Annotated in this window: 13 protein-coding genes and 1 tRNA gene; 3 read left to right on the forward strand and 11 right to left on the reverse strand. The window is 72.4% G+C overall.

Annotated features, from left to right (window positions below; all coding sequences use genetic code 11):
- Window positions 1–8: 8 nt before the first annotated feature.
- From OG948_RS13030 to OG948_RS13080, 11 genes are all read right to left on the reverse strand, one after another.
- Window positions 9–2,663, reverse strand: a complete 2,655-nt coding sequence (locus OG948_RS13030) for a right-handed parallel beta-helix repeat-containing protein (protein ID WP_406296384.1) — start codon at window positions 2,661–2,663, stop codon at window positions 9–11.
- 169 nt (window positions 2,664–2,832) lie between these two features.
- Window positions 2,833–3,978, reverse strand: coding sequence for an LCP family protein (locus OG948_RS13035; RefSeq protein WP_406296386.1), 1,146 nt, complete (start codon window positions 3,976–3,978; stop codon window positions 2,833–2,835).
- A gap of 196 nt (window positions 3,979–4,174) precedes the next feature.
- A complete protein-coding gene (locus OG948_RS13040; protein WP_406296389.1) occupies window positions 4,175–4,831 on the reverse strand; it encodes an ACT domain-containing protein in 657 nt (218 codons plus the stop codon).
- 312 nt (window positions 4,832–5,143) lie between these two features.
- Window positions 5,144–6,676, reverse strand: coding sequence for a hypothetical protein (locus tag OG948_RS13045; RefSeq protein ID WP_406296391.1), 1,533 nt, complete (start codon window positions 6,674–6,676; stop codon window positions 5,144–5,146).
- A 142-nt stretch (window positions 6,677–6,818) separates the two neighbouring features.
- Window positions 6,819–8,180 carry a YhgE/Pip domain-containing protein gene (locus tag OG948_RS13050; RefSeq protein WP_406296392.1) on the reverse strand — a complete coding sequence of 454 codons (1,362 nt, stop codon included), beginning with the start codon at window positions 8,178–8,180 and terminating at the stop codon, window positions 6,819–6,821.
- Window positions 8,180–8,839: an ATP-binding cassette domain-containing protein gene (locus OG948_RS13055; protein ID WP_406296394.1), complete on the reverse strand. Its 660-nt coding sequence runs from the start codon at window positions 8,837–8,839 to the stop codon at window positions 8,180–8,182. Before OG948_RS13055 ends, OG948_RS13050 begins: the two co-directional genes overlap by 1 nt.
- A gap of 151 nt (window positions 8,840–8,990) precedes the next feature.
- Entirely contained in the window at window positions 8,991–9,293 is a 303-nt protein-coding gene (locus OG948_RS13060) for a DUF397 domain-containing protein (protein ID WP_020550640.1), read from the reverse strand.
- A 173-nt stretch (window positions 9,294–9,466) separates the two neighbouring features.
- A tRNA-His gene (locus tag OG948_RS13065) sits at window positions 9,467–9,542 on the reverse strand.
- A 97-nt stretch (window positions 9,543–9,639) separates the two neighbouring features.
- Entirely contained in the window at window positions 9,640–10,251 is a 612-nt protein-coding gene (gene orn / locus OG948_RS13070) for an oligoribonuclease (protein WP_406296395.1), read from the reverse strand.
- Between the two features lie 4 nt (window positions 10,252–10,255).
- Window positions 10,256–11,542, reverse strand: a complete 1,287-nt coding sequence (locus OG948_RS13075; RefSeq protein ID WP_406296396.1) for a GlxA family transcriptional regulator — start codon at window positions 11,540–11,542, stop codon at window positions 10,256–10,258.
- A 185-nt stretch (window positions 11,543–11,727) separates the two neighbouring features.
- Window positions 11,728–12,654, reverse strand: coding sequence for a LysR substrate-binding domain-containing protein (locus OG948_RS13080; protein ID WP_406296399.1), 927 nt, complete (start codon window positions 12,652–12,654; stop codon window positions 11,728–11,730).
- Between the two features lie 11 nt (window positions 12,655–12,665).
- Between OG948_RS13080 and OG948_RS13085 the strand changes: the two genes are divergently transcribed.
- The 3 genes from OG948_RS13085 to OG948_RS13095 all read left to right on the forward strand — a co-directional run bounded on the left by OG948_RS13085 (window position 12,666) and on the right by OG948_RS13095 (window position 16,353).
- Window positions 12,666–13,778 (forward strand): YeiH family protein, encoded by a 1,113-nt coding sequence (locus OG948_RS13085; protein WP_406296401.1) that lies wholly within the window; start codon window positions 12,666–12,668, stop codon window positions 13,776–13,778.
- A 716-nt stretch (window positions 13,779–14,494) separates the two neighbouring features.
- On the forward strand, window positions 14,495–14,992 hold the full coding sequence (locus OG948_RS13090; protein WP_020550635.1) for a universal stress protein: 498 nt from the start codon (window positions 14,495–14,497) through the stop codon (window positions 14,990–14,992).
- A gap of 83 nt (window positions 14,993–15,075) precedes the next feature.
- Window positions 15,076–16,353 (forward strand): MerR family transcriptional regulator, encoded by a 1,278-nt coding sequence (locus OG948_RS13095; RefSeq protein WP_406296403.1) that lies wholly within the window; start codon window positions 15,076–15,078, stop codon window positions 16,351–16,353.
- The last annotated feature ends 43 nt before the right edge of the window (window positions 16,354–16,396 follow it).

Here is a 16,396-nt window from a genome sequence, read left to right on the forward strand (position 1 = left end):
GGGCCGATTCACCGCAGCTCGGGCAGATCCTCCGGGTGCAGCGTGCGCAACTCCTCCATGCCCGCGCCGGGCAGTTGGGCCAGCCGGGTCGCGTGTCGCTCGATCATCGCCTCGAACGTACGCCGTGCCTCGCGCGCGTTGCCGAACGCGGCCCCGCGCGGGAGCCGGCGGAAGTAGCCCAGCAGCGCGTCGCACGCGTCGTCGGTGAGCACGTACTCGTGTTCGCGCACCTGCTTGCGGGTGATCTCGACCAGGTCGTCGGCCGAGTAGTCCTGGAACGTGATGGTGCGCGAGAACCGGGACCCGAAGCCCGGGTTCGCGCCCAGGAAGCGCTCCATCTCGTCGGTGTAGCCGGCCACGATCACCACGACGTCGTCGCGGTGGTCCTCCATCAGCTTCACCAGCGTGTCGATCGCCTCACGGCCGAAGTCGCGCGAGGGATCGGCCGGGGCCAGGCTGTACGCCTCGTCGATGAACAACACACCGCCCCGGGCCCGGTCGAAGACCTCCTTGGTGCGCGGCGCGGTCGAGCCGATGTGTTCACCGACCAGGTCCACCCGGGAGACCTCGACCAGGTGGCCCATCCGCAACACGCCCAACGCCTTGGCGATCTCGCCGTACAGCCGGGCCACCGTGGTCTTGCCGGTGCCCGGGGAGCCGGTGAAGACCAGGTGCCGACGCAGCGTGGGTGCCTTGAGCCCGGCCTCCTCGCGCCGCCGGCCGACCGAGATCAGGTCGATCAGGTTGCGCACCTCGGCCTTGACGCCGGCCAGGCCGACCAGGCCGTCGAGTTCGGCGAGCAGTTCGTCCACCGCGCGCGCGGGCGCCTCGGCGGCGGCCTCGTCGGCGGCCACACCGTCCCGCGCGCCCGGGATCGGCAGCGTCGCGGTGAGCTTGGCCACGCCCTGCGGCTGCGCCCCGGTCGCCGCGATCGGGCTCGGCGTACCCAGGATGCCGCCGGCGGCCGGCGGCTGACCGCTGCCGCCCCCGTCACCCTGCGACGTGCATTCGACCGCCACCGGCCCCGGGCCGGCGAACTCGAACCCGCCCTTGGCGTTGTCGCGCGTGGTGCAGCGGGTGAACACCGGATGGCAGCCCTCGCGCACGTTGACGCCGTAGCCGCGCCCGCCGAGCACCTCGCAGTCCTCGAAGTCGCCGCGCCCGCCACCGGCGATCCGGATGCCCTCACCGGTCGCCCGGTCCACCCGGACCCGGCGCACCGTGGGCCCGGCCGCGCCGGTGACCGAGACGCCGTCCGTGGTGTCCTCGATCGTGCAGTCGGCGATGATCCCGCCGCAGTCCGACTCCATGAACCACACGCCCGTGGTGGCCTTGCGCACCTTGCAGGACTTGACCGAGACCACCGCGCCCGCGCCGATCCCGATGCCGGTCTCGTCCACGTCGTGGATCTCGCAGTCGTGCATGGACAGTCCGGTACCGGACCCGGCCACCTTGACCCCGTCCAACACGTCGTGGATGCGGCACTCGCCCAGCGCCGCGTCCGCGCCGTCGGCCACCCACACGGCCGGCTTGCCGCCGGTGGAGTCGTGGAACTCGCAGTCGATCGCGGACGCGCGGGCGCCGTGGTCGGCGAGCGAGAGCCCGTTGCGGCCGAAGCTGCGGATCGTGCAGCCGCTGAGGGTGACCTCGGAGTGACCGTGCACGTCGACGCCGTTGCGGCCCATGTCGCGCAGCCGACAGCCGACCAGGGTCAGGTTGGCGCCGCGGTCGACGGAGACGCCGTTGCCCTCGGCGTCGCGGATCGTGCAGTCGTCGAGCGAGAACGTGGCCAGGTCGTCGGCCTGGACGCCGGTGCCCTTGACCGAGGTGATCTCCGTACGCGACAGCGATCCGGCGCTGCCCTGGCCGCCGACCGAGATGCCCGCCCAGCCGACCCGCTCGATCCGTGAGTCGGCGATGATCGGCGCGGCGCCGCCCGCGACGCAGATCCCGCCGCCGCCCACGTCGTGGATGTGCAGGCCGGTCAGATGCGGCGAGGCCTGGTCGCCGACGAACACCGCCGGCTCCGCGTCCGAGCCGTCGTGGATCTCGCACTCCTGCACACTGCCCGTGGTCCCCGGGCCGGTGAACCGCAGCCCGTGTCCGGAAGCGTCCCGGACCCGGCCGCGACGCAACATCGGCGCGCTGCCCTCGCGGACGTCGAAGCCCTCGCGCCCGGTGTCGCCGATCTCGCAGTCCTCGAAGGTGCCGCGCGAGCGACCGGTGACCCCGATGCCCACACCCTGCGGGTTGCTCACCCGGCAGCGGCGCACCATCGGGTCCGCGCCCGCGCGCAGTTCGACCCCGACCACGGAGGCGGCCCGGACCACGCACTCCTCCAATATCGGCGCGCAGCCCTCGATCACGATCGCGGGCGAGAGCACGCCCGCGCCGCCCTCGACGACCAGCCCGTGGACGGCCGCGTCCGAGGTGATCGTCAGCGCGACGCCGTCGGCGGCGGTCAGCACCACCGTCCCCGGCCCGTCCGATCCGACCACCGTCACCGGGACGGCGATCGAGACGTCCTCGCGGTACGTCCCCGGCGCGACCAGGATCGAGTCACCCGCCGCCGCCGCGCCCACCGCGGCTGAGATCGAGGTGTACTCACCCGTGCGTCGTCGCCAACGAGTGCCCTGCACCACCTGAAGAACCCGACCCGTCATGGCGCCCCTGCCACCAGCCCCTCGGTCCGCACCCAGCACCCTCGCGAGTCCACCGTAAAGCGTCGCGGGCGGCCCCATGACCGGGTCTACCCGGAGGGCCCGGTCGCTGCGTCGTCGGCGGACCCCTGCACCGTACAGTTCAACGACCAGGGTCACGGCCCGGTGACGGTTAACGCCCCGCAGTGCCCTGATTCGTGCCACCCGGCGAGGCCGTTCCGGTCGCGGAGGGTACCGGTGCCGGAGCACCGTCGCGCAGTGCGGTGAACAGTTGCGCCGCCTCGGGCTGCTTGAGCGCGACCCGGTTGGGGTCCGGCGCGTAGTCGGTCAGCGGCGTCGTGGTGAAGTCGATCCTGTCCAGCGGGATGCCGCGCAGGCCGTTGGCGAAGTCGTACAGGCTGACCAACGAGTTGATCCCGGAGTCGGTGGTGATCGCCTTGGTCGCGGCGTCCATCACGTTGTACGCCTTGGCCGGGTTCGTCAGCAGGTTCTCGTCCTGGACCTTCTTGATCAGCGCCTTGAGGAACTCCTGTTGGCGGGCGATCCGCTGGATGTCGCTGCCGTCACCCATGCTCTTGCGCACCCGGACGAAGCCGAGCGCCTGCTCGCCGTTGAGGTTGACGTCGCCGGCGGGCAGTTGCAGATGCGCGGCCCTGTCGTCGATCGGCTGGGCGATGTGCATCGGTACGCCGCCGAGCGCGTCCACGACCTTCTTGAAGCCGGTGAAGTCGATGGTGATCTGGTGGTCGATGCGCGCGCCGGTGAGCCGTTCCACGGTGGCGGCCACACACGGCACGCCGCCGACCTCCATCGCGCTGTTGAACTGGCCGAAGTAGGCGCGCTCGGTGCCACCCGCGGCGGTCCGGCACGAGGGCACGTTCACCATCAGGTCGCGCGGGAAGCTGACCGCGGTCGCGCTCTTCCGGCCTTGCGGCACGTGCAGCAGGATCGTGGTGTCCGAGCGCTGGCTGCCTCCGTCGTCCTGCCCGTACTCGTCGTTGTCGCCGGCCCGCGAGTCGGACCCCACGAGCAGCACGTTCAGGCCGCCGGTGGGCGGCGGACGATCGGTGAGTCGGTCGGCGAAGTCCTGCGTGCGGATGTTGCCGTTGAGGCGGTCGTACAGCCACCAGCCGAAGCCGCCGGCGGCGAGCAGGACGGCGACGAGCCCGCCGGCGGTCCAACCGAGGATGCGCCGCCGGCGGCGTCGCCGGTCCCGGGCGCGCCGTTCTATGCGGCTGGGGCTCTCCTGCCCCGGCTCCTCGGCCGACGTCCCCGGAACGGCAGATGCCGCCGGGGACGTCTCATCCTTGTCCTGCACGTCGTCGTCGCCTTCGTCGGGCCCCCGCGCTCGATGTGCGCTCGGCTCGATGGCCCGAAGTGCGCGCACAATTACACAATCATACGTTCTTCCGATCGTTACACGCCGAATGACGCCAATTGGTTCCACCCACCACCACCGGCAATCCCTCGAAGGCGTCGAAACGGGGCGGGCCGCCGGGTGGTGGCGGGTCGGGTTACGGCGTGGTCGTTCCCGTGGCCTTGGCGGCGGCTCGGTCGCCGAGGACGCCGAGGGCCACGTCGACGATGCGGCCGAGGCGTTCGAGTTCGGTGCGGTGGAAGGCCGGGCCCTCGTGGCGGACCACGTACAGGGTCAGCCACGAGGCGCCGATCGGTGCGGCCGCGCCGTGGCCGCTCGCGTCACCCTCGTAGGCGAAGGCCAGCGGACGCATCGGGGTGAGCGCGGGCAGCGCCGGGGCTTCCGGGGCCCGCCAGCTCTGGTGCACCAACTGCCGGCCGCGCCCACCCCGGGTGGCCACCGCCCAGTCCGCGTGGAAGAGCGTGGGCGCGGCGTCGATCAGCGTGGCCACCGCCCGCCCCGGATCGCGCGCCACCTGGCCGAGCACGTCCAGCTCCGGCGCCGCCCCGGGCACCTCGCCGGCCGCCCAGCAGCCCTCGACCCGAACGCCCACCGATCGCTCCATCGCCGCGACCAGCGCCGCGATGTCCCGCTCACCCGCCCAGGAGACGGTGAACTCGTCGACCGCGCGACCGCCGTGTTGTTCGAGCACGGTCATCTGCATCACGTCGGCGCCCGCCGCGCCCAGCAGTTGCGTCACCCGCGCGAGTGATCCGGGCCGATCCGGCAGGGACACCCTCAGTCGGTACAGCACGCGACACCTCCTCCATCGACCTGCCCTTGTATCCTGACTCTTCCCCGTTTCGATCACGTTGCGTACATATGACGGTCCAAAGTGATCGTTGACAACCCGTCAGAAACAGCGCCGGCACACTCCCGCAACGTCCGTACCCAAGGCTCCCATCGACGCCGACCCGGGTGTCGGTTCGCGGCCGATCCGGCCCATCGCGAACCGGCGTCGAGGTACGGCCGTTCCCGGGCCGGAACGCCGACACGCGATCCACCGGTCGGACACGCGTGCGGGGCGCCACCGAACCCATCCGGTGGCGCCCCGCACACGTCGTGACTACTTCTTCTTGTCCAGCTTCCCGGCCGATCCCCGGGCGGACTCGTCCGGCTCGTCCGGCTCGTCCGGCTCGTCCGACTCGGTCACCGCGGCGGCCTCCGTCTCCGGCTCCGCCGGACGAGCCGGCGGACTGACGTGCGTCGGCTCGTCGTCGGGCGCCACGCTCGTCACCCGGGTCACCGCGCTCTCCGCGGGCTCGGGCGTCTTCGCGGTGACCTCGGCGACCGGTCGACCCGCCTCCACGTCCATGTCCACGTCGGCATCCGGATCCACGTCCGCGTCCTTGGTCGGGCTGGTCCGGGCGCCCGGCGCGGCCGACACCGCCGCGTTCTCCTCGGTGTCCGGGGCGAGCCCGGCCATCGGGGCGAAAGCGGTGACGTCCCCGTCCGGTTCCGCGGACGAGGGCACGGCGACCGAGGCTCCCACCGAGACCACCTCGCCGGCCGCCGCCGGCGCGGCCGGCCTCGGCGCGCCGGCCTCCGAAGCAGCCCGTTCGGGCCGCTTCGCCTTCGACAACCGACCCGGCTTCGGCGGTTTCGCCGCCTTGGCCGGCTTCGGCGGCTTCGGCGGCTTGGGATCCTTCGCCGGCCGCCCGGCCCGTACCGAGGTGTTGCCCACCGCCGTGGCGAACACCGGCGCCGGATCGTTGGCCTTGGGGCCGTACGTCCACCACATCAGCCCACGCCGGGCGTTCTCGCTGTCCGGATGTTGCTCGCCGAGCGCTCGGGCGCAGTCCGCGACCAACTGGGTCAGCAGCGTCCGGGCGCCCATCGGATCGCCGGACTCGCCGGTCCAGTGCGCGTGGTTGTGCCGGATCACCAGCGTGTCGTGGTGGTCCGGCCCGAGCACGCGCGTGGCGTCCTCGACGAGTCGCATCAGCGCGTCCCGGGCCACCGACACGTCGCCGGCCTCCCCCGCCCACATCGCGCGGTCGTGACGGGCGGTCAGCGCCGCGGGGTCGTCCGGCTCGTGCACCTCGCCGCGCTCGTCCGCGACGGCCGCCATCAACCGGGCCGCCTGGATCGTCTCGCCCGACCGACCCACCCAATGCGCGTGCTGGTGCCGGATGGTCAGCGTGTCCGGGTGCACCGGCCCGAGCGCGTCGGTCGCCTCCTCCACGATTGGTCGCAACATCCGGGCCGCGCCCGCGGCGTCACCCGCTTCGCCGATCCACCGGGCCCACCCGGCACGCACGTTCAGCGTCTCGGGATCGTCCTGACCGAGCACCAGGACACAATCGGCCGCCACGTCCCGCGCCAGCGACTCGGCGGTGACCGCGTTCCCGGACAGACCCAGGCAGTAGGCATGGTTGTGCCGGGCCAGGAGCGTGTCGGGATGCTGCGCGCCGAGCACGCGCGCGTAGTCGCCCGCGAGCTCGCCGAACATCCGAGCGGCCTCTGCGGGCCTGCCCTCGTCACCGACCACCCGGGCCCACGCGGCGCGCGCGTCGAGCGAACCGGGGTGATCGGGCCCGAGTTCCCGCACCCGGGTCTCGGCCTCGGCCCTCAGTTTCTGTATCTCCTGCTCGTTCATCGCCGCTGATTCTCCCTCCTCCACCACAGGTGGCAAACCCGCGGTACCCCCTGATTGTGGGCGACGTGCACGGAGCCGACGCGGTTGCGCTCCCCCGGTACAACCGTACGGGGGAGCACATTGAGCCATCAGTAGTGCGTGCTCACAACTCCACGGCCGGTTTCAGTGACGTCATCGTCCACATCCGCCGGTGTCGGACCACGAACGTGGTCGCGATCAGCGCGACCACCAGATACCCGCCGAGCACCGCGAAGGCGACCGCCAAACGCTCGCCCTCGCCACCCGTAAGGGTGACCCGCAACCCGTTCACCAGGTACGTCATCGGCAACACCGGATGCAGCGCCTGGAACGGTTCGGGTGTCGTGGTCACCGGGTACAGCCCACCGCACGAGGTGAGCTGGAGCATCAGCAGGACCAGGATCAGCACGTCGCCCACCGCGCCGAGCGCGGCCCGCAGGAACTGCGCGATGGCCACGAACGTCACCGCGGCCAGCGCGACCAGCAGCAGACTCAGGCCCGGATCGTCGGCGTCCAGGCCGAGCCCGAGCTGCACCACCGCGTACAGCACGAACGCGCCGAGCAGGCCCAGGGCCGCGGCCGGCAACCAGCCCGCGATCGCCACCTTGACCGCGCCCGCCCGGCCCGCGAGCGCGCGCGGGTTGTACGGCCGCAGGAGCAGATACCCGACCAGGCCGAACACCCACAGCGCGATGCCGAAGAAGAACGGCGCCAGTCCCCGGCCGTACAACACCGCCGGATGCCTGTTCGTCACCTCGATCACCACCGGCGCCCCGAGCACCCGCGCGTCGGCAGCGGCGTCCTGCGCCGGCGGCGGGGCCGGCACCGAGGCGTTCAACGCGTCCAGGTCGCCCGCGAGCTGCTCGGCGCCCTGCCGCACCTGATCCGGCGGCACGACATCCACGCCGCCCGCCAGTTGCCGCGCGCCGTCCGCCGAGCGGGCCAATTGCTCCTTGAGCGCTCCGGTCTGCCCGTACGCCTGCTGCACCAGGGTGCTCTGCGTGGTGGCCGAGATCTGCTGCTGGAGCTGCGTCTTGGCGACCTCGGCCATCTTGCCGATGATGAAGCCGTTGGCGTCGTCGAGGGTCATCGACAACTTCGCCTGCCGGGGCTGCGCCGTGGTCGTGGTCGCCAGCGTCGCGCTGAAGTCCGCCGGCACGGTGACCACGAAGTGGTAATCGCCGTCCTCGAGTCCCTCGCGGGCGTCCTGCGCGTCGGTGACCCGCCACCGGAAGTTCCGGTCCGTCCGGATCACCTCGGTCAGCCGACCGCCCGCGTCCAGGTGCTGCCCACCCACGTCCACCGGCCGGTCCTCGTTCACGAACGCGACCGGAACCTGGTTCAGCCGACCGTACGGATCCCAGTTGGACCACAGGTACAGCGCGCCGTACAGGGTCGGCACCAGCATCAGCGTGACCGGGACCAGACGGGGCAACGGGCCCCGGAAGCGCCGTAGTTCGAACCAGGCCAGGCGCAGCACACCCATCAGGCGATACCGCCTCTCGGGTACAGGTGGTGTCCGGGCAGGTCCACCACCGCGTCGGCGCCGGGCGGCGCCTCGGTCGCGGTGGCCACGACCGTGACGCCGGTGTCGGCCAGCTCGCGCAGGGCCCGCCACGCGCGGGAGAGATCGGCGCCGGCGATGCCGCTGTCCACGTCGTCCACCAGGACGGCGCCCGGATGCGTGGCCGCGGCCAGCGCGACCGAGAACAACAACTGCTCGACCGCGGCCAGGTGCTCGACCAGGACGTGGCCGGGCGGATCGATCCGCAGCAGGTCGTACATCCGCGTCAGCGCGGACTCGGTGGGCCGGTCGCCGCCGATGGCCCGGCGTTCGGCGACCGTCTCGGACACGAACAGGTGCGGTTCCAGGTCCAGGCCGGGCCGGGCGCGGGCGAGCGCGGTGTGTGCCCGGGCGGTCGCGGCACCGCGGCTGCCCGCGACGGTCACGCTGCCCGAGTGGGTGCGGAACCGGCCACCGAGCGCGAGCAGCAGCGAGGTGCGGCCGGCGCCGGCGGGTCCCACGAGCACGGTCAGGCCGGCCGCGGGCGCGGTCAGCCGGACGTCGCGAAAGATCGTGCCGTCCGGCCCGTGCGCCGCCAGGCCGACCGCGCTGATCTCCACCCCGGAGGTGGCTGTGGACACGGGTCTCCCTCCGTCGGTGGACGTCCACCGAGGAGTAACCGGTACACAGGTTGCCAAACGGGCGAAATGGCTGACAATGACGCGCGAACCTGCCTGACGAAGCGTCAGGTGTGGCTCGGGCGCGGTGTCGGGCGAGGGTTCGGACCAGGCGTCAGCCGCGCTGCTCCGGCAGCGGCTCGGCGAGCCGGTCCAGGTCGAACTCGCCGTCGCGCACCCCGAGCACGAACGCGGTCCACTCGCCCTCGGTGAACCGCAGGATCGGCCCCTCCGGGTGGATCGAGTTGCGCATCGCCATGCCGCCGCCGGGCAGTTCGGCGGTCTCCACGATCCCCTCGCCGGTGGTGTCCTCGCCGTAGCCGATCCACGTGACACCGCTGATGTCCATGGCGTACAGCGCGGCCTTCTCGTCGTCCAACTGCTGCCGCGACGGCTGCTCGGACTCGCCGGTGCTCATGATCGAAACCTCCCGATGACGCGTGCGTGACGCTTTGGTGACCGCACGCTACGCCGCGTGCGGCGCCGCACACAACGCGAACGCCGACATCGGGCGCGGCACCGAGCATCGGGGCGACAATCGGCGCACAACGAGCGAGGTCCCGGGACACTCGCGTGTCTCGGGACCTCGTATGGGGTGAGTGACGGGACTTGAACCCGCGACTTCCTGGACCACAACCAGGTGCTCTACCAGCTGAGCTACACCCACCATCGCCGAGGCGTTTCCGTCCCGGCGAGGAAAAGTGTACAGGCTCGCGGAGGCTGCTCGCCGCAGGGTTTCCGGGACCCCGCGCCCGGGCCGATTCTCAGGCCCGTTCGGCCGGCTTGTGCCCGTACTTGGCCGAGATCGCCTTGGCGGTGTCGCTGTCCGGACCGGGATCCGGGACGAAGATCGCCTCGCGGTAGTACCGCAGTTCCTCGATGCTCTCGTGGATGTCGGCCAACGCGCGGTGGTTGCCGGCCTTCTGCGGACTCTGGAAGTAGACCCTGGGATACCAGCGGCGGGCCAGTTCCTTGATCGAGGAGACGTCGATCACCCGGTAGTGCAGGAAGCCCTCCAGGTCGAGCATGTCCCGGGCGAGGAAGCCCCGGTCGGTGCCGATCGAGTTGCCGCACAGCGGCGCCTTGCGACCGTCCGGGACGTACTTCTTGATGTACGCGAGCACCTCGGCCTCGGCCTCGGCCAGGCTGACGCCCGCCTCCAGCTCCTCCAGCAGACCTGAAGCGGTGTGCATTTTGCGCACCACATCGGGCATGCCGGCCAGCGCCTCGGCGGGCGGGCGGATCACGACGTCGACACCGTCACCCAGGATGTTGAGTTCGGAGTCGGTGACGAGGGCCGCCACCTCCACCAACGCGTCCCGGGACAGGTCGAGTCCGGTCATCTCACAGTCGATCCAGACCAAGCGGTCGTTCATAGGGTCACCCTACGGCCCGGGCACACACCTCCTCGTCCCCGGTCTCCTCCGGGCTGCGGGTGCGGAAGGTCTCCCGGTAGGAAGCCGGCGGGACACCCAGTTGTTTGCGGAAGTGGCCGCGCAGCGCGACCGGCGAACGGAACCCGCAACGACGGGCGATCTCCTCGACCTGGAGATCGGTGGTCTCCAGCAGCCGCTGGGCCTGGAGCACCCGCTGGGTGAGCAGCCATTGCAGCGGGGCACTGCCGGTGAGCGTGCGAAAGCGCCGGTCGAAGGTACGCCGACTCATGTACGCGCGGGTCGCCAACTGCTCGATGTCGAAGCGCTCGGCCAGGTTCTCCAGTGCCCACGAGATGACCGTGGCCAGCGGGTCGCCGCTGATCTCCTCCGGCAGGGTCAGGTCCATGTACTGGGCCTGGCCGCCGATCCGGTGGGCCGGGACGACCAGCCGCCGGGCGAGCGCGTTGGCCGCGTCCGGACCGTGGTCGAGGCGGACCAGATGCAGGCACAGGTCGATGCCGGCCGCGGTGCCGGCGCTGGTGAGGATGTCGCCGTCGTCGACGTACAGCTCGCGCGGGTCGACCCGGACCTTCGGGTAGCGCTTGGCCAGCGCGGGCGCGTACATCCAGTGGGTGGTCGCCGGACGGTCGTCCAGCAGGCCGGCGGCGGCGAGCACGAACGCGCCGCCGCACAGGCCGACGATCCGCGCTCCCTCGCGGTGCGCCCGGCGCAGCGCCTCCAGGACGGGGGGCGGCGGCATCCGCGACGGCGAGTGCCACGCGGGCACGATCACGGTGCCGGCCCGGGCGAGGGCGTCGAGGCCGTACGGCGCGATCAGTTCGACGCCGCCGGTGGTACGGAGCGGTCCGGGTTCGGCCGCGCACACCAGTAATCGGTAGTTCGGCACGCCGGCGTCGCGTCGATCCACGCCGAACACCGATATCGGGATCGAGCTCTCCAGGATCGGCGAGTTCGCGAACAGCAGCACCGCGATCGTGTCCGGGCGGCGCCGACCGAGCAGCGGGCGCTCTCGCCCCGGGGCCAGCACGCCCTCGGCGTCGGGGTCGTACTCGCCGTCCAAGTCGATGTCGTCGGCGAGGTCGGCGTCGTCCTCGATCGAGTCGCCTTCGGGCGGAGCCTCGGACAGCACAGTGGACGCCGCGACGATCACCGCCGTGTCCTCGTCGCCGACCGGGACGGCGTCGACCGCGTCGGGCGCGGCCGGGTGGTCGGCATCGGCCACCCGGGCTCGCCCCCGTCGCCGGTCCTTGCGGCTGTCGATCCTGCTCATGGCCCCGATCGCCCCCTTCACCCCTCACGCCCCAGTAGGTCACAGGCGTCACTCACGTAACCCAAGATCGGAACTTACTCTCTCTTACCTTGTCTATGCATGGTGTTCTCTACGTGACGTTATGTAGATATGCACGTTTGTGACGGTGGTCACATCGCGGAACTTATCGACATTCGCTTCCGCGGTCAGGCTCCCGGGCGTCGGCGGGCCGCGTGCAGCAGGTGCAGGGCCGCCTCCGGGAGCTCCCGACCGCGCGGCCAGACCGCCCGCAGGACCCGGTCCAGCGCGGGCAGATCGGCCACCGGGACGGCCACCAGGCGCCCCTCGGCAAGGTCCTCGCGCACCGCGAGATCGGACAGCACGGCCGGCGCGGACCCGGCGATCGCCGCCGAGCGCAGCGGCGCGGTCGCGCCCAACTCCAGTGCGGGGACGGCCACTCCGTCGTAGGCCGCCAGCGCCCGCTCCAGCGTCTCCCGGGTGCCCGAGCCCGCCTCGCGCAGCAGCAGCGGCGTCGCGGCCAGTTCGGCCGCGGCGATCGCACGTCGGCGCCGGGCCCACGGGTGGGTCGGCGCGACCACCACCACGAGCCGATCCCGGCCCACCGCCGCCGACTGCAGGTCGCGCGGGACCCACGGCCCCTCCACGAAGCCCAGATCCGCCTCGCCCGCCCGCAGCGCCGCGATCACGTGCAGGCTGTTGGTCACCTGGAGCCCCACGTGCACCCCGGGCACCGCCTCGCGCAGCATGGTCAGCCAGCCGGGCACCAGGTGCTCGGACACGGTCAGGCTCGCCGCGACCCGCAGCCGGTCCTGCTGCCGGGCCTTGAGCGCCGCCGCGCCCTCCACGAGCGCGTGCGCCTGATCGAGCACGCCGCGCGCCCAGTCGGTGATCACCAGCCCGGCCGCGGTGGGCACCGAGCCGGTGGTGCTGCGCTCCAGCAGCCGCACCCCGAGCCGCCGCTCCAGGGTGCGCATCCGCGCGCTGGCCGAGGGCTGGCTGATGCCGAACCGGCGGGCCGCGCTGCCGAGGCTGCCGCTCTCGGTCACCGCGACGAGCAGTTCGAGGGTGTACAGGTCGGGCAGTCGGTCCGAGGGGCGCGCCGGCGAGCTCATAGCCAAACCCTATGACCTACCAGGCAAGCGACCGCTACCCGCGCGAGGCGGGCGGGCCGAGGGTGGTGATCATGACCCTGACGGCCGCGCACCGCGCCCACCCCGAGCAACTTCCGGCCACCGCCGCGACGAACCGGTCGCGCTTGTGGCCGGGGCTGCTCGCGGCGGCGGTGGCGGTGGCCGCGAGCTGGGGTGCGCACCGAATCTGGCCGCAGCTCCCGATGCTCACCGTCACCGTCGCGCTGGGCATCCTGGCCGCCAACGTGCGGGCGCTGCCCGCCGCGACCGCACCGGGACTGGGCTTCGCGGGCAAACGGCTGATGCGCGCCGGCATCGTGCTGCTCGGGCTCAAGCTCGCGCTGGGCGACATCGTCGGGCTCGGCTTCGCGCCGGTGGCGATGGTGATCGTGGTGGTCGTGCTGACCTTCTTCGGCACCCGGTGGTTGGGGCGGCGCATGGGCCTGCCCGGTGATCAGCCGCTGCTGATCGCGACCGGCTTCTCGATCTGCGGCGCGTCCGCCGTGGCCGCGATGAACGGCGTCAGCGACAGCGACGAGGAGGACGTGGTCACCGCCGTCGCGCTGGTCACCCTGTGCGGCAGCCTGGCCATCGGCGTGTTGCCGCTGCTCCAGGCACCGCTGGGTCTGGATGCCGTGCGCTACGGCGGCTGGGTCGGCGCGAGCGTGCACGATGTCGGCCAGGTGGTCGCCGCGGGCGGCGTGGCCGGGCCGGTCGCGTTGCACACCGCGGTCGTGGTCAAGCTGATGCGGGTGCTGTTGCTGGCGCCGATCGTCGTGGGGACCGGGTACGCGCTGCGCCGCCGGGCCGCGCGGGGCGGCGACACCGGCCCCGAGGGCACGCGGCGGCCGGCGCTGATGCCGCTGTTCGTGGTCGGCTTCCTGGCCATGGTCGCCGTGCGCGGCACCGGCCTGCTGCCCGCCTCGGCGCTGGAGGTCGCGGGCACCGCGCAGGACCTGCTGCTGGCCGCCGCGCTGTTCGGCCTGGGCAGCATGGTGGACCTGAGCCGGCTGGTGCGTACCGGTTGGCGCGCGCTGCTCCTGGGCTTCGCGTCCTGGGGGCTGATCGCCGGCGCGGCCTACGGCGGCGTGCTGCTCACCATGTGAGGCCCGCGCGGCCGTGCGATCCCGCCGCCGTGCCGTCCCGCCCGGAGTGCCCGGAGAAGCCGGAGCCGCCGGAGCCGCCCGGCGAGGGTGCCGGGGCCGCGACACGCACGCGTCCGGAAGTACGTCGAACCCGCCGACGGCCCGGCGCGTGACGGGCCGTCAGACAGGTTCGACGTCGGCGCCGCGGCGCGGGTCGGCGTGAGGGAGGGTCGGCGTCCAACCTGCGGATCGCCGCCCGTTTCGCGCGGTCGCCCGGACGCACGGTGTCGCCTTGACCAACGCTCGGGCGGGGTCCGGGGTAACGCCCGTTCCCTCCTGCGGCGTCAGCGCGCACCCCCGAACGGTCCCGGACGCCCGCCCGAACGGCCCCGCGGCCGGCCCGAACGGGCCCGATCCGGGGCACGCGCCGGGGCCGCCGACCGCCCTCCGTGAGCGTCGCGAACCGACCGCGACCGGATCACGATCACCCACACGGCCTCGCGGGTCTCCCCATTCAGGGCGTTGTCCGGCTAATGTGCGTGTCTCGCCGAGGCTTTGTCGGGGGCGCCATCCCCGTGCGTGGTCCGGCGGAACGCTTCATGCCCCGCCCGGCACGCGTCGTGGTGTCTTTTTTGTCCGGGAGAACCCCGGTTGGCACTTCGAATGTGCGGGTCGGCGCAGTAATCTGGTTCAGGAAGCCCCGAGGCGCCCCTCCACAGCAAAGACGCCCGATTCCCATGGCTGCTTTCGAGTTCAGTGACCTTCCGGACGGCACACCGTTGCTCCGTCCCGACTCTCCTCATCAGCGCGATCCCGCGTTCCAACACCCTGTCGTGGTCGGTTTCGACGGGTCCGAGTCCAGCGAGCGTGCGCTCGCGTACGCGTCCGGCATGGCGCGCAGACTCGGTGGCGGACTGGTGATCGTGCACGTGGCCAACCGCATTCCGGCCACCGTGTGGGCCGGCTGCGAGCCGCCGGTCTTCATCGATGTGCCGGACAGTCGCTCCGAGGCCCTCGGTCTCGAGTTGGCGTGCGCGGATCACCTCAGCGACGTGCCGTGGATCCTGGTCGAGCGCGGGGGTGACATCTGCCACGAGATCGAGGACGTCGCGCGCGAGTTCACCGCCGACGCGATCGTGGTCGGCGGGTCCACCGGGCTGGCCAGCCGCATCTTCGGTTCGGTCGCGTGCCGGTTGGTCAAGCACGCCAAGCGACCGGTCGTCGTGATTCCCTGACCACCGCCGTCCGCCCGGTCCGCCCGCCCGCGAACCGCCGGCACGTCGTTTCCGGGCTTTTCCCGCGCCTTTCGGGTCACCGTGTGATCGAACCTCGAACGCATCTGCATTACGTTGGCCGCGGACACGGGGCACGAGGATCGCGAGGCACGAGGTTGGCGGAGTACCGGATCGAGGACCTCGCCCGCGAAGGGGGCACGACCGTACGCAACGTACGGGCGTACCAGGATCGCGGGCTGTTGCCGCGGCCGAGGCGACAAGGACGGGTGTCCCTGTACGACGACGGCCATCTGGGCCGGCTGCGGCTGATCGGCCAGTTGCTGGAGCGCGGGTACAGCCTGGTCAGCATCAAGGAGCTGCTCGACGCCTGGGATGGCGGGCGCAGCCTCGGTGGGGTGCTCGGCCTGGTCGCCGAGGCGAGCGGTCCATGGAGCGACGAGGCGCCGGAGCGGATGACCCGGGCCGAGCTGATCGCGATGTTCGGCGGCCTGTCCGATCCGGTCGCGCTCGCGGGGGCGGTGCGGCTGGGCCTGCTCGAACCCGAGGACGACTCGCTGACCGTGTTCCGGGTGCCCAGTCCGCGCGAACTCGCGGTGGGTGCCGAGTTGCACGCGGCGGGTGTGCCGGTGGCCGCGGTCACCGAGCAGCTCCGGATGTTGCGCGCGGCGATGGAGCACGTGGCCGAGGGTTTCGGCCGGCTGATGGAGTCGCACCTGCTGCCCGCCGACGGCGACGCGGACGAGACGGCGGAGATGATCCGCCGGATGCGTCCGCTGGCGCTGCGCGCGGTGGAGGCGGAGCTGGCCCGGGCCATGCGCCGCACGGCCGCGCGCCGGCTCGGCGAGGAACTCGGGAAGGTGCTGCGCGAGGAGCCCGCGCCGACCCGGGGCGGCCCGGAGCCGGTCGACGACGAGGAGCCCGCGCTCGATCGGCACCCCTTCATGTCGGACGCGTGGATAGCGGCGGTGTCCCGGCTCAGCCGGCTGATCACCCCCGATCCGGAGAAGCGCACGCCGCATCCGGCGATCGTGGACATCGTGGTGAGCGACGTGCCCGACCGGGACGACCCGGCCGAGCTGCACCTGGACGTCTTCCAGGGGCGCGTTCTGGTCCGCCCCGGGCTGTTGCCGGGCCCGGACCTGATCGTGCACATGGACTACGACACCGCGCGCCGGGTGATCCTGCTCAACGATCGCCACGCGCCGCGCGAGGCGCTGGCCACCGGCCGGATGACCGCGCGGGGCGACCTGTTCGGGCTGACCGTCTTCCGCGAGGCGCTGGCCGGGCTTTCGAACTGGGACCTGGGCGCGGTGCTGCGCGAGCTGACCGCGGGCGAGGGCGCGACCGGCGCGGCCGTGTAGCTCCCGACCGCGCGGCCGTGCGGGTCCCGGGCCGTGGGGCCCG

Source organism: Embleya sp. NBC_00888 (assembly GCF_045207655.1).
In the GTDB taxonomy this organism is placed as follows: Bacteria; Actinomycetota; Actinomycetes; order Streptomycetales; family Streptomycetaceae; genus Embleya.

Excerpts from the sequence above, each read along its gene's own strand:
- OG948_RS13030 (WP_406296384.1), bottom strand. The coding sequence starts at position 2,663 with ATGACGGGTCGGGTTCTTCAGGTGGTGCAGGGCACTCGTTGGCGACGA.
- OG948_RS13045 (WP_406296391.1), bottom strand. The coding sequence starts at position 6,676 with ATGAACGAGCAGGAGATACAGAAACTGAGGGCCGAGGCCGAGACCCGG.
- OG948_RS13050 (WP_406296392.1), bottom strand. The coding sequence starts at position 8,180 with ATGGGTGTGCTGCGCCTGGCCTGGTTCGAACTACGGCGCTTCCGGGGC.
- OG948_RS13060 (WP_020550640.1), bottom strand. The coding sequence starts at position 9,293 with ATGAGCACCGGCGAGTCCGAGCAGCCGTCGCGGCAGCAGTTGGACGAC.
- orn (WP_406296395.1), bottom strand. The coding sequence starts at position 10,251 with ATGAACGACCGCTTGGTCTGGATCGACTGTGAGATGACCGGACTCGAC.
- OG948_RS13075 (WP_406296396.1), bottom strand. The coding sequence starts at position 11,542 with ATGAGCAGGATCGACAGCCGCAAGGACCGGCGACGGGGGCGAGCCCGG.
- OG948_RS13080 (WP_406296399.1), bottom strand. The coding sequence starts at position 12,654 with ATGAGCTCGCCGGCGCGCCCCTCGGACCGACTGCCCGACCTGTACACC.
- OG948_RS13085 (WP_406296401.1), top strand. The coding sequence starts at position 12,666 with ATGACCTACCAGGCAAGCGACCGCTACCCGCGCGAGGCGGGCGGGCCG.
- OG948_RS13090 (WP_020550635.1), top strand. The coding sequence starts at position 14,495 with ATGGCTGCTTTCGAGTTCAGTGACCTTCCGGACGGCACACCGTTGCTC.